The sequence below is a fragment of the Streptomyces sp. NPDC102514 genome, assembly GCF_055584525.1.
Map to the genome: position 1 here is coordinate 600,112 of NZ_JBVJLW010000004.1, position 21,070 is coordinate 621,181.

A 21,070-nucleotide genomic window follows, 5' to 3' on the forward strand; every position below is an offset into this window, starting at 1 on the left:
CGGCGTTTCGATGGAGAAGCTCGGACCTGCGGATCCGCACCGCATCGGCGCGTACCGACTGCTGGCGCGACTGGGCGCGGGCGGTATGGGCCAGGTGTATCTGGCGCGTTCCGACCGCGGCAGGACCGTCGCGGTCAAACTGGTCCGCCAGGAACTCGCCGAACAGGAGGAGTTCCGCGCCCGCTTCCGTCAGGAGGTGCGGGCGGCCCGGCGCGTGGGCGGCTACTGGACGGCGCCGGTGCTCGACGCGGACACCGAGGCGGCCATCCCGTGGGTGGCCACCGGCTATGTGGCGGGGCCCTCGCTCCAGGAGGTCGTCGGCCATGACCACGGCGCGCTCCCGGAACGTTCCGTACGGATCCTCGCGGCCGGTCTCGCGCACGCGCTCAAGGACATCCACGCGGCCGGACTGATCCACCGCGACCTCAAGCCGTCGAACGTCCTCGTCACGATCGACGGCCCGCGCGTCATCGACTTCGGTATCGCCCGCGCGCTGGAGACGGTCACCGACGGCGGCCTCACCCGCACCGGCGCACTCGTCGGCTCGCCCGGCTTCATGGCCCCCGAGCAGGTCCGCGGCGACCGCGTCACGCCCGCGTGCGACGTCTTCTGCCTGGGCTCGGTCCTGTCGTACGCGGCCACGGGCGTCCTGCCCTTCGGCGCGGCCAACAGCGGGGTGCACGCCCTGATGTTCCGTATCGCGCAGGAGGAACCGGACCTGGAAGGGGTGCCGGAGGGCATCGCCGACCTCGTCCGCCAGTGCCTGCGCAAGGACCCCGCCTCCCGCCCGACGCTCGACGACATCCTGGAGCGCACGGGAGCGGAGGACACCGTCGCGGACGGCCGCAGCCGCGACCCCTGGCTGCCGGGGATGCTGGTGGCCCAACTGGGCCGTCACGCGGTGCAGTTGCTGGACTCGGAGGATCCGGACGTCTCGGCCCGTCCGGGGGCTCCCGGGGACGAGGAGGCTCCGGACCGCACACCCGCCCCGGGCCCCACACCGGCCCCGGCGCCCGAAGCCGCCCCGCCCGCTGCCCCCGTACCTCCTTCCGCACCACCTTCCGTGCCCCCGCCCACGGCTTCCCCGGAACACGCCCCCACCCCCGACGCCTCCTCCCTGCCCGCCCCGGAACCGCCCCCGGGCACCCCCGCCGATCACCTCCCGACGATGACCGCGGGCGGGTCCCCGACTCCGCCTCCGGCCGCCCCGCCCGCGCACACCCCGGCCCCGGGCCCCGTGCACCCGGCCTACGGCTATCCCCAGCAGCACCCCCAGCCCGCCGCCGGCTACGGCTACCCGCACCAGCAGCACCAGCAGCAGCCCGGCGGCTGGTCGGTGCCCCCGGGCGGCTACGGAAACCCCAACGGCCATGCGGCGAACCCGGGTTCGACCCCTCCTTACGGCCCGACACCCCCGTACGGCCCGACACCCCCGTACGGCCCGACGCCCGCGTACGGACCGGGCTTCGTGCCGGAACCGGAGCAGCCGCGCAGGAACGCCCGTTCCACCGCCCTGCTGATCGTGGTCGCGCTGGTCGTCGCGCTCGGCGCGGGTGCGTCCGTGTACGCGCTCATGAACGGCGGCGGGGACGGCGGCCGGGCGGGCGGCGACCCCGGCGCGTCCCGGACGAAGGCCGCGCCCACCACCCCCGGCCAGTCCAGCCGGAAGCCCTCGACGCAGCCGCCCGGCACGGGGGAGGAGACACCGGCGGACGGCGCGATCCCCACCGGGTACCTCGGCACCTGGACCGCGTCCATCGACAACGCGACGGGCCGCAACACCCGTCGACTCACCATCGAGCAGGGCGAGGTGGGTGCCACGGTCCTCTCGCTCACGGCGGACGGACCGGCGGACGGCGGCACGTACCACTGTGTGTTCCGGGCGACGCTCAGCGAGGCCCCGAGCGACGGCGGTCCGCTGCGGATCGGCCCGTCCGAGGTCACCGTCGGCGAACCGGCCACGTCCTGCTCACCGGGCGCGGCAACGGAGTTGACCCTCCTGCCGGACGGCCGGCTGCGCCGGGTGAACGCGAGCAACGGCGACGCGCTGACGTACACGAAGCAGTAGCGGGGCCCTTGAACAGCTGCTGAACTTCAGTGGTCGTCACCGGGTTCCCCCGCGTCCCGCTCGTACAGTGTCCGCACCGTCGAACTCCGGGAGTGGTGGGGGCACCCAGTGGAGTGGCTCAGCGCAGAGAACGTGGTGGCCGTGGGCACGGCGGCCGTCGGCATCGTCGCCTCGGGCGTCATGGTCTGGTACGAGCGCCGGGTGCCGCGGCGGAAACGTATCGGCTACCGCGTGCAGATGGACAACCCGATCGGGGACGACGTCCGCCTCGGCCGGGCCAGCGTCCGGCTCGGCCTCTTCGACGAGGCGCCCGGCATGGCCGACGCGACGCTCGTCCTGCTGCGCATCGAGAACGACGGCTCGCAGAGCATCGCCGACATGGACTACACGGGACGCGAACTCCACGGCCTGACCGCGGTGTTCACGGACCGGACGATCCGCGGGGTGTCGGTCACCCAGCCGCCCGAGACCGACCACCTCATGGACCACTTCACCCCGTCGAACGGCCTCGGCTACCAGGGCAGCACCCTGCGCATCCCGCGCGTCCCGCTCAACCGGGGCGAGCACTTCAAACTGCTCGTCCTGCTGTCGGGCGGCGACGTGGGCAGCGGGATACGGCTCATCGGCGGCATCCGCGACGGCGAGGTGCACCCCAACCGCGCCGCGCCGGTGGACGGTACGCCGGCGCTGTTCAGCCGGGCGTCACGGCTGATCACCGGGCTGCTCACGCTGTGCGTGCTCGCACTCGCCGGCATCGTGGTGACCCGCGACGGCACCCCGCCGCCGATCGGCTGCGAGCAGGGCGGGCTGACGGTGACCGGCTCGACGGCGTTCGGGCCCGTGATGCGGGAACTGGCCGCCAAGTACGAGGACGACTGCGAGGGCGTGTCGATCGACGTGGACCCGCACGGCTCGACCGCCGGGGTCCAGGAACTCGCCGCGCTGGGCGCCCGGTCGAAGCACGGCTCCCCGCCGGTGATCGCCCTGTCCGACGGCCCCAAGCCGAGCGGTCTGCGGGAGCTGCGCGAGACCCGGGTCGCGGTCTCGGTCTTCGTGCTCGTGGCCCACGACGACCTGCCGGTGAAGAACCTGTCGACCGAGGACGTACGCCGTCTCTACAGCGACCGGATCAGCAACTGGAAGCAGCTCGGCGGCCCCGACCTGCCCGTCCACCTGATCAGCCGCGACGCCAACTCCGGTACGCGCAAGGTCTTCCAGCGCCGGGTCCTGAACCGCAACGAGGGCGCGAACTACTCCTCGGACTGCGAGCACAAGGACTACGCGGCGGCCCCGGTGATCCGCTGCGAACTGTTCTCCACCGACCAGGTGCTGAGCACGGTCGCCCGCGTCCCCGGCGCCATCGGCTACAGCGAACTCAACCTCGCCACCGGCCACGAGGGCGTGCACCGGGTCACCCTCGACGGCCACGACCCGTCGGTCGAGGAGATCGAGCACGGCACCAGCGCGTACCCGTACCGGGAGATCGAGTACGCGTACACCTACGGCTCGCCGCCCGCCGACTCGCTCGTCTCCAGCTTTCTCACGTACATCAGCCGGGGCAGCGGCCAGGACGTGATCCGCACCCACGGCCATCTGCCGTGCGCGACGCCGGTGGGGCAGCGGATCTGCGGCGAGGGCTGACACGGGCCGCTTGCCCGGCCGTACCGGCCCCTTGCCTGCTATTGACGCGTACACAACCATTCTCTGCATGCGACCTGTGAGCCCGAGCAGAAGAACCGTCCTGGCCGCGACAGCCGCCGCCGGAGCCGCTACGGCGGGTACGACGGCGTCGGCGACTGCGGCGACTGCGGCGTCGGCGGCCGGGGAGTCGGACGCGGGCGCGCGCCCGCCGGCCACCGCCCAGCCCCCCACCCGCGAACTCCGCGCCCTCCTACGGGAGATCGACCCCGACCGCATCGAGGCGACCGTCCGCACCCTCGTCTCCTTCGGAACCAGGCACACGCTCTCCACCCAGGACGACCCGGTGCGCGGGATCGGCGCCGCCCGCGACTGGATCCTGGCGCAGCTGCTGTCGTACGCCGCCACGTCCGGCGGCCGCATGACGGCCGAACTCCAGTCGTACGTCCAGGAACCCGCGCCCCGCATCCCCACGGCCACCCGCATCACCAACGTCCTGGCGACCCTGCGCGGCTCGGTCACCCCGGAGCGCGTGTACGTCGTCTCGGGGCACTACGACTCCCGCGTCACCGACGTCATGGACGCCACCTCGGACGCCCCGGGCGCGGACGACGACGCCTCGGGCGTGGCCGTGGCGATGGAACTGGCCCGGGTCATGGCGAGGCGCCGCCCGGCCTCCACGATCGTCTTCGCGGCGGTGGCGGGCGAGGAACAGGGCCTGTACGGGGCCGCGCACCTGGCGTCGGGCCTCAAGGCGGCGGGCACGGACGTGCAGGCCATGTTCACGAACGACATCGTGGGGGCGTCCAGGGCGGACGACGGCACGAGCGACCCGTACACCGTCCGGCTCTTCGCGGAGGGCGTGCCCACGGCGGAGACGCCGGAGCAGGCGGCCGTACGCCGTTCGGTGGGCGGCGAGAACGACTCCCCGTCACGGCAGCTGGCCCGGTTCGTGCGGGACACGGCGGACAACCCGGCGACGGGTATGCGGGTACGGGTCGTCCACCGGCGTGACCGCTACCGCCGGGGCGGCGACCACATCCCCTTCCTGGAGCAGGGGTACGCGGCGGCCCGTTTCACCGAGCCCGCCGAGGACTTCGCGCATCAGCACCAGGACGTGCGGGTCGAGGACGGCAAGCAGTACGGGGATCTGCCGGAGTTCTGCGACTTTCCGTTCGTCGCTCGGGTGGCGCGGGTCAACGCGGCGGCGCTGTGGACGCTGGCGCAGGCGCCGGGTGCGCCGCGGGAAGCGCGGATCCTGACCGCCGCGCTCACGAACTCCACGCAGTTGGTGTGGGCGCGGGGGTCCGAGCCGGACCTCGCGGGGTACGAAGTCGTGTGGCGGGAGACCACGGCGGCCGAGTGGACGCACGTGATCCCGGTCGGAGACGTGACGTCCCACGAGGTGGACCTGTCCAAGGACAATGTGTTCTTCGGCGTGAGAGCGGTGAACAGAACGGGCCTGAGAAGCCCGGTGACGTTCCCGTCCCCGCAGGCATAGGACGCGTCCTCGCCCCCGCCGCCCCTACCCGTCCCGTCACTGACTCGGGGGCGCTGCCCCCGAAACCCCGGTCCTCAAACGCCGGACGGGCTGAAACGCTTTCAGCCCGTCCGGCGTTTGAGGACACAGTGACGGGACGGGTAGGGGCGGCGGGGGCGAGGGAGAACGCCCCTACCGGGGCTCCGGGGGCCGCTGGCGGGGCATGTTCGGCCGCGCGCCCGGCGGCAGGGGCGCCCGAGCGACCGGCGCGGCATCCCGCGCAGACCCACCCCCACCCCCCTGAAGCGCCAACGGAGCCACCCCCGTCCGGAACTCCACCATCCAGTCCGCGGTCTCCACCCGCACCAGCTCCGCCACGTCCTCGGAGAACCGCCGCAGCACGGCAAGGCACCGCTCGGCGGCCTCCCCGGCCGTCCCCTCGGCGGGCCCGAGGACCTCCCGTACGCACTCGGACGCCCAGTCGAACTGGAGCACCTGCAGCCGCCGCTGCACGGCCTGCGCGGTCGCCACGTCCCGCATCCACCCGGACGTCACCCCGAAGAACCGGTCCCCCGCGACACAGGCGACCGCCACCAGCAGGGCCAGATATCCCCAGGCGGCGCCCCCGCCGAGCACTCCGGCGAGGTCCAGCAGGGGCAGTCCGGCCCCGGCGAGGGCCCCCGTGGCGGCTCCGGCCCGCAGGGCCCGCGCTCCTCGCCGCTTCCACACCCGGTCGGCGAGGTACCAGTGCGTGGTGGTGAGCGCTCCCGCCTCCACCCACCGGTAGAGCTCGTCCAGCCGCTCGGCCGGTTCGCCCCAGTCGCCGAGCGGGAAGGTCCGCCCCATCAGATCGCCGGGTTCCACGGGACCGTCGCGCCGACCGCCCTGGGCCGGCCCCTCGGGCTGCATGTCCGGCTGGCTCACCCGACGCTCCCTCGCTGTGACGTTGTGTGACGGTGATGATGACGGTGGCGATGGCGGTGACGTGGCGCGTGGTGCAGATGCGCCGCACCCTTACTACCGCCCCATGGGTGGTGACAGTCCTGCTTTCGGGGCTTTTCCGCTCGGATGTGGGTCCTGATCAGGTATAGACCAAGTCGCCCTCTCACTCGAAAGAGTGCCGAAGCGACGGCCCGGTAGACCACGTAGGCTCGTGCCAAGGCGGAATTCACGCCGGAAAGCCGTATCCGAAGGCAGTACTCACCGCAGTACTCACAGCCGTACGAACCAGGAGCTGATCGTGATTCCCGGTGGTGGCCAGCCCAATATGCAGCAGCTGCTCCAGCAGGCCCAGAAGATGCAGCAGGACCTCGCGAACGCCCAGGAGGAGCTGGCGCGCACCGAGGTCGACGGTCAGGCGGGCGGCGGCCTGGTGAAGGCGACGGTGACGGGCTCGGGCGAACTGCGCGGCCTGGTCATCGACCCGAAGGCCGTCGACCCCGAGGACACCGAGACCCTCGCCGATCTGATCGTCGCGGCGGTCCAGGCGGCCAACGAGAACGCCCAGGCGCTCCAGCAGCAGAAGCTCGGCCCGCTGGCCCAGGGGCTCGGCGGCGGCAGCGGCATCCCCGGCCTGCCGTTCTAAGTCAACCCGGCGGTCCCTTCTAAGAAGGCCGACCGCCAACTACCGTACGTACGAAGAGAGCAAGCGCGACTACGGTACGTACCGAGTCCGTGGGAACAGGAAGGCAATCCGTGTACGAAGGCGTGGTCCAGGACCTCATCGACGAGCTGGGGCGGCTGCCCGGCGTCGGTCCCAAGAGCGCGCAGCGGATCGCCTTCCACATCCTCCAGGCGGAGCCGACGGACGTACGCCGTCTCGCGCAGTGCCTCATGGAGGTCAAGGCGAAGGTCCGCTTCTGCGCCACCTGCGGGAACGTGGCGCAGGAGGAGCTGTGCAACATCTGCCGTGACCCGCGCCGCGACCTCTCGGTCATCTGCGTGGTCGAGGAGCCGAAGGACGTGGTCGCCGTCGAGCGGACCCGCGAGTTCCGGGGCAAGTACCACGTGCTCGGCGGCGCGATCAGTCCCATCGAGGGTGTGGGCCCGGACGACCTGCGCATCAGGGAGCTGCTGGCGCGGCTCGCCGACGGCGCGGTCACGGAACTGATCCTGGCCACCGACCCGAACCTGGAGGGCGAGGCCACGGCCACCTATCTCGCCCGCATGATCAAGCCCATGGGCCTCAAGGTCACCCGGCTCGCCAGCGGGCTGCCGGTGGGCGGCGACCTGGAGTACGCCGACGAGGTCACCCTGGGACGCGCCTTCGAGGGAAGGCGGCTGCTGGATGTCTGAACGACTGGTTGATGTACGGGAAGTTCTTGAGGAAGGCCGGCTTCTAGATGTCTGACGCCACGCTGCACGCGACCGATCCCGACCCCGACGACTTCTCGGTCCAGATCGCGGATCAGATCGAGAGTTTCCTCGTCGCGGTGACAGAGGTCGCGAGAGGCGACGAGCCGGACTCGGCCGTCCCCTTCCTCCTCCTGGAGGTCTCCCAGCTCCTGCTGGCCGGCGGCCGTCTCGGCGCGCACGAGGACATCCTTCCCGACGAGCGGTACGAGCCCGATCTGGGCCCCGAGCCGGACGTCGACGAGCTGCGCGAACGCCTCGCCGAGATGCTCGACCCGGTCGACGTCTACTCCGAGGTCTTCGACCCGTACGAGCCCCGTAAGCCCCCGGTGCCGGCCCGTATCTCGGACGATCTGGCCGATGTCATGGCCGATCTGCGGCACGGCATGGCCCACTACCGGGCCGGCCGCACCACCGAGGCGATGTGGTGGTGGCAGTTCTCGTACTTCTCGAACTGGGGCTCCACGGCCTCGGCCACCCTGCGCGCCCTGCAGTCCCTGGTGGCGCACGTCCGGCTGAACCAGCCCCTGCAGGAGCTGGACGGCCTGGACACCGACCAGGAGCTCAGCGAGGACGCCCTCGCGGAGGAGGCCGGCCGGGTGATGGCGGAGGAGATCGCGGGCCCGCTGGGCCTGCGCGAGGTCAAGTGACGCGCGGTTGAGCGTGTGTGTGCGGGGCGGGCCCGGAGTCGTCGACTCCGGGCCCGCCCCGATCTCGCGCCGTGCCCCTTTTCCGCCCGGACATATCGCGCCGACCGTGTGACTAGGGGCACTTTGCGAGTGAGGTGCGTCCGGGACGGGCAGATGCGGTCCTGGAGCGGCCGGAGGGCCGGACCGCGGGAGCCGACCGACCGGCCGACCGCGGGACAGGACCCGACCGGACCGGGTGATCAACACGTGAGCGGGACATCTCACGATGCGATATCACTCGGGTGGAATTCGGCCGCTCGTTAGACTGAGCCGACCGCAGTCGTGCGGTACGAGACGGACTGAGCGAGGAGCGCACGTGGGCCTTGTCGTGCAGAAGTACGGAGGTTCCTCCGTAGCCGATGCCGAGGGCATCAAGCGTGTCGCCAAGCGAATCGTCGACGCCAAGAAGAACGGCCATCAGGTCGTTGTCGTGGTGTCGGCGATGGGTGACACGACGGACGAGCTGATCGATCTCGCCGAGCAGGTATCGCCGATCCCTGCCGGGCGTGAGTTCGACATGCTGCTGACAGCGGGAGAGCGGATCTCGATGGCCCTGCTGGCCATGGCGATCAAGAACCTGGGCCACGAGGCCCAGAGCTTCACCGGCAGCCAGGCAGGCGTGATCACCGACTCCGTCCACAACAAAGCGCGCATCATCGATGTCACGCCGGGCCGCATCAGGACGGCGCTCGACGAGGGCAACATCGCGATCGTCGCCGGGTTCCAGGGCGTCAGCCAGGACAAGAAGGACATCACCACGCTCGGGCGCGGCGGTTCCGACACCACGGCCGTCGCCCTCGCCGCCGCCCTCGACGCCGAGGTCTGCGAGATCTACACGGACGTCGACGGTGTGTTCACCGCCGACCCCCGCGTGGTGAAGAAGGCCCGGAAGATGGACTGGATCTCTTCCGAGGACATGCTGGAGCTCGCCGCCTCGGGCTCCAAGGTGCTGCTGCACCGCTGCGTCGAGTACGCACGCCGATACAACATCCCGATCCACGTCCGCTCGTCCTTCTCGGGACTGCGCGGCACCTGGGTCAGCAACGAGAATCCGCAAGGGGACGCGCAGGTGGAGCACGCCATCATCTCCGGAGTCGCGCACGACATCTCCGAAGCCAAGATCACGGTCGTCGGCGTCCCGGACAAGCCGGGCGAGGCCGCGGTGATCTTCCGGACGATCGCGGACGCCGAGATCAACATCGACATGATCGTGCAGAACGTGTCCGCGGCCTCCACGGGCCTCACGGACATCTCCTTCACCCTCCCCAAGGCCGAGGGCCACAAGGCCATCGAGGCCCTGGAGAAGGCGAAGAGCGCGATCGGCTTCGAGTCGCTGCGCTACGACGACCAGATCGGCAAGATCTCCCTGGTCGGCGCGGGCATGAAGACCAACCCGGGCGTCACCGCCTCGTTCTTCCAGGCACTGTCCGACGCGGGCGTCAACATCGAGCTGATCTCGACCTCCGAGATCCGCATCTCGGTCGTGACCCGCCAGGACGACGTCAACGAAGCCGTGCGTGCCGTGCACAGCGCCTTCGGGCTCGACTCCGACAGCGACGAGGCCGTCGTCTACGGAGGCACCGGACGATGACCGTCCCCCCGTACGGAGGCGTACGACGATGACCGGGCGGCCGACGCTCGCGGTCGTGGGCGCGACCGGAGCCGTCGGCACGGTCATGCTCCAGATCCTGTCCCAGCACGCGGACATCTGGGGCGAGATCCGTCTGATCGCCTCACCGCGCTCGGCCGGCCGCAAGCTGGCCGTGCGCGGCGAGCAGGTCGAGGTGGTGGCCCTGACGGAGGAGGCCTTCGACGGGGTCGACGTCGCCATGTTCGACGTACCCGACGAGGTGGCCGGGCGCTGGGCGCCGGTGGCAGCCGCCAAGGGCGCCGTCGTGGTCGACAACTCGGGCGCGTTCCGGATGGACCCCGAGGTGCCGCTCGTGGTGCCCGAGGTCAATCCGCACGCCGCCCGCGTCCGGCCGCGCGGCATCATCGCCAACCCCAACTGCACGACCCTGTCGATGATCGTGGCGCTGGGCGCGCTGCACGCCGAGTTCGGGCTGCGCGAGCTGGTGGTCTCCTCGTACCAGGCGGTGAGCGGGGCCGGGCAGCGCGGGGTCGACACCCTGCGGCAGCAGCTGAAGCTCGTCGCCGGTACGGAACTGGGGACGACCCCCGGTGACGTACGGCGGGCCGTGGGGGACAACACCGGGCCGTTCCCGGAGCCGGTGGCGCTCAACGTGGTGCCGTGGGCCGGGACCGTGCGCGAGGACGGCTGGTCCTCGGAGGAGATGAAGGTGCGGGACGAGTCCCGCAAGATCCTCGGACTGCCGAACCTGCCCGTCGCCGTCACCTGCGTCCGTGTGCCGGTCGTCACCGTGCACTCCCTGACCGTCCACGCCCGTTTCCAGGGCGAGGTGACGGTGGGCAGGGCGCGGGAGATCATCGCCACGGCGCCCGGGGTGGTCCTCTTCGACAATCCCGAGGCGGGGGAGTTCCCGACGCCGGCCGACGTGGTCGGTACGGACCCCACCTGGGTCGGGCGGGTACGCCGGGCCCTCGACGACCCGACGGCGCTGGAGCTCTTCGTCTGCGGCGACAACCTGCGCAAGGGCGCGGCCCTGAACACCGCTCAGATCGCGGAACTGGTGGCGGCGGAGCTCTGACCTGCGCCGGGAGCCTCCGCCTCCGGCCCGGGACAGGAAATCCGCCGGTCGTTAGTTGAATCTTTTGTAGGATCTGTGCGACTTCTGTGGTTCGATCGGGTTCGAAGCTGTGGTCCGGACCACTGAAGCCAAGCCTCTGGCGTTCGAAGATTTTTCTCCCCGTTCTCCGCAACCGCGCGGAGGGCGGGGAGCGTCTTTGCGGTCGCCCTTCAGGGGTGACCGGACGCCACGTTCATATGGGGCATAGGGGATGGGCTTTTACGTATGAGGACACTTAGCGCACGGTCCGGCATGAGGTCCTGCACAAACGTGATGCCTGTCGCGTACAACCCCGATGGGGGTACGCGTGTCCAACTGGCGTGGCTGAGGTTCTCGAATTCACTGTGGCGACGCGGGGCACTGCTCTCCGTCCGCCCCGCCGACCCCGCACGTCCGGCGCGTCCGGCGGCGGCATGCCGGTGATCGCCCCCATGCCCGCAGCGCGGTCGGCCCGCATCCCGAATCAGCGTGAAGGCGCTGACGAGGCACTGGCGGCCGGCACGACCGTCGACCATCTCACCGAGACCTACCGCGCCCACTACAGGTCGCTCCTCGGCCTCGCGGCGCTCCTCCTCGACGACACCGCCTCGTGCGAGGACGTCGTCCAGGAGGCCTTCATCCGGGTGCACTCGGCGCGCAAGCGCGTGCGCGACCCGGAGAAGACGCTCGCCTATCTGCGCCAGACCGTCGTCAACCTCTCGCGCTCCGCGCTGCGTCGGCGCATCCTCGGCCTGAAGCTCCTCTCCAAGCCGATGCCCGACATGGCGAGCGCGGAGGAAGGCGCGTACGACCAGCTGGAGCGCGACGCCCTGATCAAGGCGATGAAGGGGCTCCAGAGACGCCAGCGCGAGGTCCTCGTCCTGCGGTACTTCGCGGACATGACCGAGGCGCAGGTCGCCGAGACCCTCGGTGTCTCCCTGGGCTCCGTGAAGGCGTACGGGTCGCGCGGCATCGCCGCGCTGCGCGTCGCCATGGAGGCGCCGGCATGAGCGGGCACGACGAGCGAGCACGCCACGACGAGCACGGTCGCCTCGGCGACGACGAGCAAGAGCAGCACGCTGGGAACGGAACTGTGAATCACGGCCCCTCGGAGAACTCGGGCCCGGAAGAGTCGGGCCACACGGACATGGAAGGCCGCCCGTCGGACCGCTCGCCGGATGGTCCCTCGGACGCCTCGGCCGAGCCGGTCGAGTCGGCCGAGCAGGTCGAACCTGTAGACCCCGGTGACTCGGACGAAGCGCCGGGCATCTCCCCGGCCGAGGTCGAGGCCGCGGGCAGCACACCGGAGAAGGCTTCCGGCGACGCACCGACCAAGATCTCGCCCCTGCTCTCGAAGGACTCCCCGAAGGACTCCTCGGGGGACGCGGGGGACTTGGGTGACGCGGGCGGCTCGGGCGGTTTGAGCGGCTCGGGCGGTTCCGGAGCTGACGGTTCCGGCACCGCTGGTGCCCAGGACATCCCCGATGTCCCGGGTATCGGTCTCGCCGCCGACGGGGCAGGACCGGACGTGTTCGGCTCCGACGAACTGGCCCTGCGGCGGCTGCTGCACCAGGCCGTCGAGGAGATCGAGCCGACCGACGGCACGCTGGACCATCTGCGGCGCGCGGTACCGGCACGGCGGGCCCGCAAGCGCCAGGCCCTCGTCGGCATGGCCGCCGCCGCGCTCTTCATCGGCACGGCGGTCCCGGCCCTCCTGCACGTCTCGAACTCCACGGGCTCCAACGCCGACCCGTCCATGGCGGGCGCCACCTCGGCGACCCAGGGCGGCGCGAACGAGGGCAAGGAATCCTCCTCGGGAAGCGGCTCCGGCGATTCCTCGGGCTCGTCCAAGGGCTCCGGCAAGGGCGACAAGAAGGACGAGACCGGCAAGGGCAAGGGGGGCAACGGCGGTACCGCCGGCACCCAGCCCACGGCCTCCACCGCGAGCGCGCCGACCTGCACACCGGCGCAGCTCATCGCCGGCGCCGGAGGCGGCGCACCCGACGCCACCGGCGCGGTCTACGGCACCTTCACCGTCACCAACGTCTCCACCGCCAGCTGTACGGTCGTCGGCGACGGCTCGGTGTCGCCGGCCGGACTGGGCGCCGCGGACCAGTCCCAGATCTTCTCGGCTCTGCACGTGGCGGGCGACGCCGCCTCCGGACTGCCCGACCCGTCCACCTACGCCTCCTCCCTGGTACTGCCGCCGGGCGGGACGTACAACGTGAAGTTCGCCTGGGTGCCCTCGTCGACCTGCCCGACCAGTGGCGGCAGCGGCGGCGGAGAACCCTCGCCCGACCCGACCCCCACCGAGGACCCCACCGGGGCCAGCGGCGGTACGGCCTCGGAGGGCACGAGCGGCACGGAGACACAGCTCATGAGGGCCGACGGGACCGTCGACGGAAGCGTCAGCGTGACCTACGTCGCCGCGGGCGGCGCACCGGCGACCTCGACGACCGTGTCCAACGCGTGTGCCGGCACGGTCTTCCGGACCGGCGTGCTGGCCGGCTCCTGACCGCTACGGTTCATGACCACGACGGTTCATGACCACGACGGGCCCGGGCGTCAGGTAGCGGCGCCGGGCCGCGTCAGGCAGTGGTGGACGAGGTGGGCGAAGAGGACGTCACCTTCGTGGCGCCGGTCTCCGCCGGAGTCTCCTCCACGAGACCCAGCTCAGCGTCCTGCGCGAACTCCGCCTCGCGCCGCATCAGCCGGAACCACATGAAGACCACGAAGCCCGCGAAGACGAACCACTCCCCGGTGTACCCCAGGTTCTGGAAGGCCTTCAGGTCCAGGCCCGTGTCCGAAGGCGTCGCGGCGGGGACGGCCTTCATCCCCGAGTCGGCCTCGGCGAGCGTGATCCACGCGTCGTACATCGTGTACGGCACGAGGTTCACCAGGGACGCCGAGCTGATCGCACCGGTCTGCCCGGCGGGGAGCCCGCCGGCCGCGGGCACGCCGTTCGACCCGGGTGTCTCCGACGCCTGGAGCGCGCCAGTCACGGTGACCTCGCCGGCCGGAGCCGCCGGGGCCTTCGCGGTGTCGGCGTCGCCCGCGAGCCAGCCCCGGACCACCGGCAGGGCCCTGCCGTCGTCGGTGCGCAGCATCGTCAGGACGTAGAAGCCCCGCTTGTCGTCCAGCTCCCGGCCGGGCACCAGCAACTGCTTCCCGTACCGGCCCGTCGCCGTGGCCTGCTTGCCCGACGTCTTCTTGTCCACGGGCAGCAGCCGGGCGAGCGGCCGGGGCGCCTGTGTCCTGGCCGCCGAGGCCTGTTCGCCTGCGTCGCGATGGTCCTGGACGCGGTCCTCGAAACGCCCCAACTGCCATGACCCCATGAACACGCAGAAGGGGATGGCCAACAGCACGAAGACGTTGATCCCCCACCAGCGGGGCGTCAGCAGGAACCGGTACACAACCCCAAAGGTACGGGGCCCCCGCGGAGAGCACGGCCGAGGGGGGTGCCTCGGCCCCGGCCCTCCCCGCGAGGGTCCCGGCGCGGTCAGCCGCCCAGGTGCCGCTCCGCGAAGTCCAGCTCCAGCCGGACCTGCTTGATCCGCTCGTCCACGACCAGCGAACCGTGCCCCGCGTCATAGCGGTACACCTCGTGGTCCGCGTCCCGCGAGGCCAGGCGGGCCACGTAGTTCTCGACCTGACGGATCGGGCAGCGCGGGTCGTTGACCCCGGCGGAGATGTAGACCGGTGCCTTCACCGCGTCGACGTACGTCAGCGGGGACGACGCCTCGAAGCGCTCCGGAACCTCCTCCGGAGTGCCGCCGAGCAGCGTGCGGTCCATCGCCTTCAGGGCCTCCATCTCGTCGTGGTAGGCCGTCACATAGTCCGCGACCGGCACCGCGGCGATACCCAGCGCCCACGCCTCGGGCTGCGTACCCAGACCGAGAAGGGTGAGGTAGCCGCCCCACGAACCGCCGGTCAGGATCAGCCGGTCCGGGTCGGCGGACCCGGACGAGACCGCCCACTCCCGTACGGCCTCGATGTCCTCCAGCTCGATCAGGCCGACCCGGTGCTTGAGGGCGTCCGTCCACTCCCGCCCGTATCCCGTGGAACCCCGGTAGTTGACCCGGATCACCATGTACCCGTGGTCCACCCAGGCCGCCGGGCCCGCCGCGAACGAGTCGCTGTCGTGCCAGGTCGGGCCGCCGTGGATGTCGAAGACGGTCGGGAGAGGACCGCTCGCTCCGGCCGGCCGCTGGACCAGGGCGTGGATACGGCCGCCGGGCCCCGTCACCCACACGTCCTCGACGGGCACCGAACGCGGCGCCTTCATACCGGGCGGATCGAGGACGACCTCGCCGGACGTCGAGCGGACCACCGGCGCCTCGGCGGAGGACGACCACAGGTACTCCACGCTGCCGTCGGGGCGGGCGGTCGCGCCCGACACCGAACCCTTGGGCGTCGGCACCCGCTCCAGCCCGCGGGTCGCCAGGTCGAACCGCCACAGCTCGCTGCGCGCCTCGAAGCTGTTGACGACGAGCAGGGCGGAGCCGTCCGGATACCACTCGGCGCTCAGGTCGCCGTCGAGCTGCGAGGTCAGCTCCAGATCCGTCTCCTCGCCGGAGACCACGTCCCACACCATCGGCTCCCAGCGCCCGCGCCGCTGGTGTCCGACGAGCAGCCGTGTGTCCCCGGCCACCGGGGCGAAGCCCAGTACCTCAAGGCCCAGCTCGGCCGTGCCGTCCTTGGTGTCGTCCAGCTCGGAGACCGTCGAACCGTCCATCCTCAGCACCCGCAGCGCGGAGTGCATCGCGTCACCGTGCTCGGTGTGCTCGACCGCGATCAGCGTGCCGTCGTGCGAGAGGTCGCCCACGCCCGCCGACTCGCGGTGCCGGTAGACCTCGACGGGGTCCTCGCCGGTGCGGCTCACGTAGATCGTCGAGCCGTCCTCGTCGGTCGACCTGCCGACGATCGCCGTCCGCCCGTCCCGCCCGAGCGCGAGTCCGGCGGGGTAGGAGGGGTCGAGGCCGGGAGCGGCGGGTGCGTCGGGACCGGCCGGCCCGCCCTGGCCGCCGGACCCGCCCTGGTTTCCGGAACCGTCCTGGTTTCCGGACCCGCCTTCACCGTCCGCCCCGGCGGTGAAGGGCTGCCGGCGCCAGATGCCGAACTCGTCGCCGTCCTTGTCGTCGAACCACCAGATCCACTCGCCGTCGGGCGACAGCACGCCGTCCGTCGTCCCGTTGGGCCGGTCCGTGACCTGGCGCTGGGCGCCCGACTCACGGTCCCACGCGTACAACTCGTACGTCCCTGTCGCGTTGGACACGAACAGGGACCGGTGCGGGGCGTCCTCCGCCCAGTCCGGCAAGGACACCCGCGGCGCCCGGAAGCGCTTCTCCCATTCGGGCATGGTTCCCTCTTGCGGGGTGGCCCCGTTGCTCTCAGTCATGGCCCCATATTGCACGCACAGGACGACATCGTGCTGACGGGCCCCTCAGCCTGTGGATAACTCTCCGCCGGGAGTGGGCCGTGATGCGGCCGATCCCCCAATCACCGCAGTTCAGAGCGGTTCTGAGCGGTGCGGAGGGGTTCGGAGCGGTTCGGAGCGGTTCAGGTGTGATTGCCGGCGGGTGGGTGCGGTTGGTGGGTGCGGTTGGTGGAGCGCTGCGGGGCGCTCCACGGGAAGCGCGGTGGTGGCCTGCGGATCGGTGGTGACCTGCGGGCCGGTGGTTCCCTGCGGGCTGGTGGTGACCTGCGGGCCGGTGGGGGCTGGTCGCGCAGTTCCCCGCGCCCCTTACGGGGCACAGCTCCGGCGTCCGGCCACGGGGAGCTAAGGGGCACCGCCGACCGTACGTTCCCGGGTGCCGCGTCCCAGCAGTTCCGCGAGGCCGCGGCGGGTGGCGGCGATGACCACGCGGTCGCCGGAGCCGAGCACGTAGTTCGGGGGCAGGTCCCAGACCAGGCCCGAGGGGCGGTCCGGAGCCGACGAGGCCGGAGCCGGGGCCGGGGCCGCGGGGCCGTTCGGCGCGGCTGGTGCAGGGTCGGCCGACGGACGGGGGCGGCGACCGCCCGGACCTGCGGTGTCCAGGACCGCCGTGTCCAGGGCCAGGACCCGCCACGCCCCCGCACGGAACGCCTCGGCGACGGTACGGCCCTCCAGATGCGGATGCCCCGCGACGTCCAGGGCCGCGAAGAGCAGCACCCGGCGTTCCACGGGGATCGCCCCCAGGATCTGGCGGCCCATCATCGCTCCGGCGAAGGCGGGCGCGGCCAGATGGGAGACGCTGCGGCTGCGGGTGAGCGCGTTGGGGTGGGTGGCGCGCAGGGTGCGGTAGACGGCCGTGGCGAAGTCGTCGTCGTACAGGCGCAGGACGACGCGCAGATCGGGCCGTACCGACCGTGCGTACAGGGCGGCTTCGAGGTTCGTGGTGTCGGCGCTGGTCAGGGCGAGCAGGGCGTGCGCCCGGTGGATCTTGGCGGCTTCCAGGACGCCTTCCTGGGTGACGTCACCGAGGACGACGGGCACGCGCAGCCGGCGCGCCAGCGCGAGCCCGCGCGCCTCGGGGTCGGCCTCGACGCACACCACGGGGATCTGGAGTTCGCGAAGGCGCGCGAGGACCCGCGTACCGATCTTGCCGACTCCGAGGAGGACGACGTGACCGGAGAGCCCCCGGGGCGGCTTGCGTAGCGCCGTCCCGCTGCGGAACGTACCGAGGCCCTCCAGGACGGCGGCGAGGAGTACGGGAAGCAGCAGCAACCCGACGAGTCCGGAGAGGAGTTGGAGGATCTGGCGGCCGAGGGGGTCGTCGAGCGCGGGATCGTTGATCGCGAAGAGGTCGAGGAGGGTGAGGTAGGTGGCGTGCAGCGGGTGGGCGCCCGTGACGAGCATGGACGCGACCGCGAGCGCGACCACACAGGCCACCAGACCGGCGAAGGACCAGCGCAGCCGCCGGGAGAACAGCCTGCCGAGGGGCAGCCCGATGGACATCCCGCCCGGCAGGACACCGCGTCGGGCGGGCAGCGGGGGAGCGGAGTACGACACGGTCTCCAGGACGATCGTGCCGCGGCCGGTCGCGGCGGCCACGGACGCCTCGTCGGGCAGCAGCCGCGGCCCGTGCTCGCCGCTGCTCTCCGAACCGTCCGCGCCGGCCGGGTCGTTGGTGGTGGCCGAGAGCAGGGCCAGCGTGCACAGCCCGGGGTCGGCGACCTCCCCCGGCCCCGGCGGCTGCCGTTCCACGGCCCGCAGCATCAGCCCGTCCGTCTGTACGACCTTGCTGGTCCCGGCCACGGCGGTGGCGGCCAGCGCGGGCGCGGCGGTGTCCGCGTCGGAGAGTACGGTCGTGGAGGCGTCGAGGAGACCGGGCGCGGGCGAGCCCGTGGCCTCCCCGATTCCCGCCATGGCCAGGGCGGACGCCTGGTCGAGCAGGGCCTCGATGTGCTGGCCGAGACGGCGGTTGTAGAGCCGTATGACCAGGCGGAGGCGCGGGTTGAGCCGGCGGGCCATGAGGGCCGCGCGGATGTTGGTCTCGTCGTCGTCATGGACGAGGGCCAGCGCGTGGGCGTGCTCGACCCCGGCTTCGGCGAGCACGGCCTCGGTCAGGACGGCGGCCTCCACCACCTGTTCGGCGCGCGGCCCTTCGGAGGTGCCAGCGGCACCACCGCTGCTGCTTCCGCCTGCGGCGGTGACGCCGTTGCCCGCCGCCGCCCGGGTCATGGCGGCCGACACGCGGTCGAGCAGCGTCGAGGCGCGGGCCCGTCCCACGACCGGGGGCCGCACGGTCCGCTCGGCGGAGGGCACGACCAGGGTCACCCGCTCCTTGTAGACGCCCCGCAACTCGGCCGCGAGCCGGTGCGCGAGGGCGTCGTCCCCGCACACCACCATGTGCGCGGCGCGGTTGTCCGCACCGCGATCGTCCGGCCTGCGATCGTTCGTTCCGCGATCGTTCGTTCCGCTCTGATTCGGAAGGCTCCCCACAAGAGCACAGAGTGCCTCACGAGTACGGGCGGTTGCACGATGGCCTGCCGCGAGGGGACCGGCTTCAGAGACCGCCTTCAGGAACCGCCTTCAGGAACCGGCCGCGTACCGGGATGAGAAGCTGTGCCGGAACGGGCGTACTGAAGGTGGAGGGCGATCCACCGACGAAGCCCTTCCCTACCGGAGGTACCTCTCCCGTGACCACAACCAACGCAGCGGTGCCCGGGGTTGAGGACCGCGAGACGGGCGACACGACGGCCGGCGCGAAGTCGGATGCGAAGTCGGATGCGAAGGCGGACGCGACGGCGGATGTGACGGCCGAAGCGATGACGGATGTGACGGCCGAAGCGACGGCCGACGCCGGTGGGTCGAAGGGCTGGCAGTTCAACTCGCCCCTCGTCCTCACCATGTTGCTGCTCGCGGGCGTGGTGCTCCAGGACCCCATCCGCGGTGCGCTGTCCGCGCCGGTGATGCAGAGCTGGATGACCGTGTTCGTCGCGGTGATCGTGCAGGCGCTGCCCTTCCTGGTGCTCGGCGTGATGCTGTCGGCGGTCATCGCGGTGTTCGTGCCGCCGTCGTTCTTCGCCCGCGCGCTGCCGAAGCGGCCGGCCCTCGCGGTACCGGTCGCGGGCATGGCCGGAGCGGTGCTGCCGGGCTGCGAGTGCGCGTCCGTACCGGTGGCCGGGGCGCTGGTGCGCAGAGGTGTCACGCCCGCGGCGGCGCTGGCGTTCCTGCTGTCGGCGCCCGCGATCAACCCGATCGTGCTGACGGCGACCGCGGTCGCGTTCCCGGGCGAGCCGGAGATGGTCCTGGCGCGTTTCGTGGCGAGCCTGCTGGTGGCCTGCGCGATGGGCTGGCTCTGGCACCGGCTGGGCCGCGCGGACTGGCTGCGCCCGCCCGAGCGCCCCTCCTGGGAGGGCCAGGGCAAGGGGGCGGCGTTCTGGGGGTCGGTACGGCACGACGTGATGCACGCGGGAGGGTTCCTGGTGGTCGGCGCGATGGCCGCGGCGACGCTCAAGGCGGTGGTCCCGGCGGACTGGCTCGGGTACGCCGCCGACAACATGCTGGTGTCGATCCTCGCCCTGGCGGTCCTGGCCGTACTCCTGTCCATCTGCTCCGAGGCGGACGCCTTCGTGGCCGCGTCCCTCACCCAGTTCTCCCTGACGGCCCGGCTGGCCTTCCTGGTCGTCGGCCCGATGATCGACCTGAAACTCTTCGCGATGCAGACGGCGACGTTCGGCCGAGGTTTCGCCCTGCGCTTCGCGCCCGCCACCTTCGTGCTGGCCGTCCTGGTGTCGTCCCTGGTCGGGGCGGTGCTCCTGTGAACCGCCAGGCACAGGCAGCGGTGCTCTTCCTCACCGGCGGAGCGATCCTGCACGCGGGCCTCACCGACCTCTACCTGCGGTACGTCAAGGCGGGGTTGAGGCCGTTGCTGCTGGCGGCGGGGGTGGTCCTGATAGCGACGGCGATCGCGACGATCTGGTACGACCGCCGCGAACGCCGACCCCGGACGGACGCCCACCCCGACCCCGACTCCGACCCCGACCTCGAATCAGATCCCCGCCCCCGCCCCCACCCCCACCCTCACGCTCACCGGGAACCCGGCATCGCGTGGCTGATGACCCTCCCCCTCCTGGCGCTCGTCCTGGTGGCCCCGCCGGCGCTCGGTTCGTACAGCGCGATGCGCACGGGGACGGCACTGCAGAAGCAGCCGTGGGGGTTCGCCGACCTGCCGAAGGGGGACACCGTCCGCCTGAGCCTCGTCGACTACGCGGGCCGGGCCGCGTACGACCACGGCCGTTCGCTCGACAACCGCCGGATCAAGACGGCGGGCTTCCTGGCGATGGGCAGCGACGGCACGCCCTACCTGGTGCGGATGGCGCTCAGTTGCTGCGCGGCGGACGCCCAGCCGGTGAAGATAGGCCTGACAGGCCACACGCCCACGGTCCTGCGCCCGGACACCTGGCTGGAGGTCACGGGCACGTACACCGGGAAGCGGACGAAGGACCCGGTGAACGAAGGGGTCGTCCCGTTCCTGGACGTCACGGAGACCAAGCCGATCAAGGCCCCCCGGGACCCGTACGACGAGAGCTGGAACGGCTGAGCCGCCGCGTACTCGATCCACTTGCGCGGGCCAAGCTGTCGATCCCCTGTCGATACCAGGTACGCGAGGGGGAGGAGCGCCGGTGTTGGGCCAGGATGAACGAGCGGCGCGGCCGACCTCGCAAGGAA

16 protein-coding genes are annotated in these 21,070 nt (G+C 71.8%); 12 read left to right on the top strand and 4 right to left on the bottom strand.

The genetic code is table 11. The features are described from left to right. Positions 1-10 precede the first annotated feature (10 nt). The 3 genes from ACZ60E_RS14070 to ACZ60E_RS14080 all read left to right on the top strand — a co-directional run bounded on the left by ACZ60E_RS14070 (position 11) and on the right by ACZ60E_RS14080 (position 5,207). Complete coding sequence (locus tag ACZ60E_RS14070) at positions 11-2,068, top strand: serine/threonine-protein kinase (protein WP_469440334.1); 2,058 nt, start codon at positions 11-13, stop codon at positions 2,066-2,068. Between the two features lie 108 nt (positions 2,069-2,176). Then, a complete protein-coding gene (locus tag ACZ60E_RS14075) occupies positions 2,177-3,709 on the top strand; it encodes a substrate-binding domain-containing protein (protein WP_469440336.1) in 1,533 nt (510 codons plus the stop codon). Between the two features lie 67 nt (positions 3,710-3,776). Then, on the top strand, positions 3,777-5,207 hold the full coding sequence (locus ACZ60E_RS14080) for a M20/M25/M40 family metallo-hydrolase (protein WP_469440338.1): 1,431 nt from the start codon (positions 3,777-3,779) through the stop codon (positions 5,205-5,207). A gap of 171 nt (positions 5,208-5,378) precedes the next feature. Here ACZ60E_RS14080 and ACZ60E_RS14085 read toward each other — a convergent pair whose 3' ends face one another. Continuing rightward, positions 5,379-6,110, bottom strand: coding sequence for an SLATT domain-containing protein (locus ACZ60E_RS14085; RefSeq protein WP_384815309.1), 732 nt, complete (start codon positions 6,108-6,110; stop codon positions 5,379-5,381). 316 nt (positions 6,111-6,426) lie between these two features. Here ACZ60E_RS14085 and ACZ60E_RS14090 point away from each other — a divergent pair, with 316 nt between their 5' ends. The 7 genes from ACZ60E_RS14090 (at position 6,427) to ACZ60E_RS14120 (ending at position 13,429) form a co-directional block, all read left to right on the top strand. After that, the gene (locus ACZ60E_RS14090; RefSeq protein ID WP_107018119.1) at positions 6,427-6,771 is read left to right on the top strand and encodes a YbaB/EbfC family nucleoid-associated protein; all 345 of its coding nucleotides are present in this window, start codon (positions 6,427-6,429) and stop codon (positions 6,769-6,771) included. Between the two features lie 110 nt (positions 6,772-6,881). Continuing rightward, a complete protein-coding gene (recR, locus tag ACZ60E_RS14095) occupies positions 6,882-7,481 on the top strand; it encodes a recombination mediator RecR (protein ID WP_107018120.1) in 600 nt (199 codons plus the stop codon). Between the two features lie 47 nt (positions 7,482-7,528). Beyond that, the gene (locus tag ACZ60E_RS14100; protein WP_384815305.1) at positions 7,529-8,188 is read left to right on the top strand and encodes a DUF5063 domain-containing protein; all 660 of its coding nucleotides are present in this window, start codon (positions 7,529-7,531) and stop codon (positions 8,186-8,188) included. Positions 8,189-8,543: 355 nt separating this feature from the next. Further along, positions 8,544-9,818, top strand: coding sequence for an aspartate kinase (locus ACZ60E_RS14105; RefSeq protein ID WP_384815302.1), 1,275 nt, complete (start codon positions 8,544-8,546; stop codon positions 9,816-9,818). Between the two features lie 28 nt (positions 9,819-9,846). Continuing rightward, positions 9,847-10,896, top strand: a complete 1,050-nt coding sequence (locus tag ACZ60E_RS14110; RefSeq protein ID WP_384815298.1) for an aspartate-semialdehyde dehydrogenase — start codon at positions 9,847-9,849, stop codon at positions 10,894-10,896. Positions 10,897-11,255: 359 nt separating this feature from the next. Beyond that, positions 11,256-11,924 carry a SigE family RNA polymerase sigma factor gene (locus tag ACZ60E_RS14115; protein WP_469440343.1) on the top strand — a complete coding sequence of 223 codons (669 nt, stop codon included), beginning with the start codon at positions 11,256-11,258 and terminating at the stop codon, positions 11,922-11,924. Further along, a complete protein-coding gene (locus ACZ60E_RS14120; protein WP_469440345.1) occupies positions 11,921-13,429 on the top strand; it encodes a hypothetical protein in 1,509 nt (502 codons plus the stop codon). Before ACZ60E_RS14115 ends, ACZ60E_RS14120 begins: the two co-directional genes overlap by 4 nt. A gap of 73 nt (positions 13,430-13,502) precedes the next feature. Here ACZ60E_RS14120 and ACZ60E_RS14125 read toward each other — a convergent pair whose 3' ends face one another. The 3 genes from ACZ60E_RS14125 to ACZ60E_RS14135 form a co-directional block, all read right to left on the bottom strand. Continuing rightward, positions 13,503-14,327 (bottom strand): SURF1 family protein, encoded by an 825-nt coding sequence (locus ACZ60E_RS14125; protein WP_469440347.1) that lies wholly within the window; start codon positions 14,325-14,327, stop codon positions 13,503-13,505. A gap of 86 nt (positions 14,328-14,413) precedes the next feature. Next, the gene (locus tag ACZ60E_RS14130) at positions 14,414-16,312 is read right to left on the bottom strand and encodes a S9 family peptidase (protein WP_469440349.1); all 1,899 of its coding nucleotides are present in this window, start codon (positions 16,310-16,312) and stop codon (positions 14,414-14,416) included. 381 nt (positions 16,313-16,693) lie between these two features. Then, complete coding sequence (locus tag ACZ60E_RS14135; protein WP_469440352.1) at positions 16,694-18,745, bottom strand: potassium channel family protein; 2,052 nt, start codon at positions 18,743-18,745, stop codon at positions 16,694-16,696. A gap of 419 nt (positions 18,746-19,164) precedes the next feature. On the opposite strand from ACZ60E_RS14135, the gene ACZ60E_RS14140 reads away from it, so the two are divergent. Then, complete coding sequence (locus tag ACZ60E_RS14140) at positions 19,165-20,163, top strand: permease (protein ID WP_384815312.1); 999 nt, start codon at positions 19,165-19,167, stop codon at positions 20,161-20,163. Continuing rightward, positions 20,160-20,942, top strand: coding sequence for a TIGR03943 family putative permease subunit (locus ACZ60E_RS14145; RefSeq protein WP_469440354.1), 783 nt, complete (start codon positions 20,160-20,162; stop codon positions 20,940-20,942). The genes ACZ60E_RS14140 and ACZ60E_RS14145 overlap by 4 nt, the downstream gene beginning before the upstream one ends. The last annotated feature ends 128 nt before the right edge of the window (positions 20,943-21,070 follow it).

Excerpts from the sequence above, each read along its gene's own strand:
- ACZ60E_RS14070 (WP_469440334.1), top strand. The coding sequence starts at position 11 with ATGGAGAAGCTCGGACCTGCGGATCCGCACCGCATCGGCGCGTACCGA.
- ACZ60E_RS14080 (WP_469440338.1), top strand. The coding sequence starts at position 3,777 with ATGCGACCTGTGAGCCCGAGCAGAAGAACCGTCCTGGCCGCGACAGCC.
- ACZ60E_RS14100 (WP_384815305.1), top strand. The coding sequence starts at position 7,529 with ATGTCTGACGCCACGCTGCACGCGACCGATCCCGACCCCGACGACTTC.
- ACZ60E_RS14110 (WP_384815298.1), top strand. The coding sequence starts at position 9,847 with ATGACCGGGCGGCCGACGCTCGCGGTCGTGGGCGCGACCGGAGCCGTC.
- ACZ60E_RS14120 (WP_469440345.1), top strand. The coding sequence starts at position 11,921 with ATGAGCGGGCACGACGAGCGAGCACGCCACGACGAGCACGGTCGCCTC.
- ACZ60E_RS14130 (WP_469440349.1), bottom strand. The coding sequence starts at position 16,312 with ATGACTGAGAGCAACGGGGCCACCCCGCAAGAGGGAACCATGCCCGAA.
- ACZ60E_RS14135 (WP_469440352.1), bottom strand. The coding sequence starts at position 18,745 with ATGGTGGTGTGCGGGGACGACGCCCTCGCGCACCGGCTCGCGGCCGAG.
- ACZ60E_RS14140 (WP_384815312.1), top strand. The coding sequence starts at position 19,165 with ATGACGGATGTGACGGCCGAAGCGACGGCCGACGCCGGTGGGTCGAAG.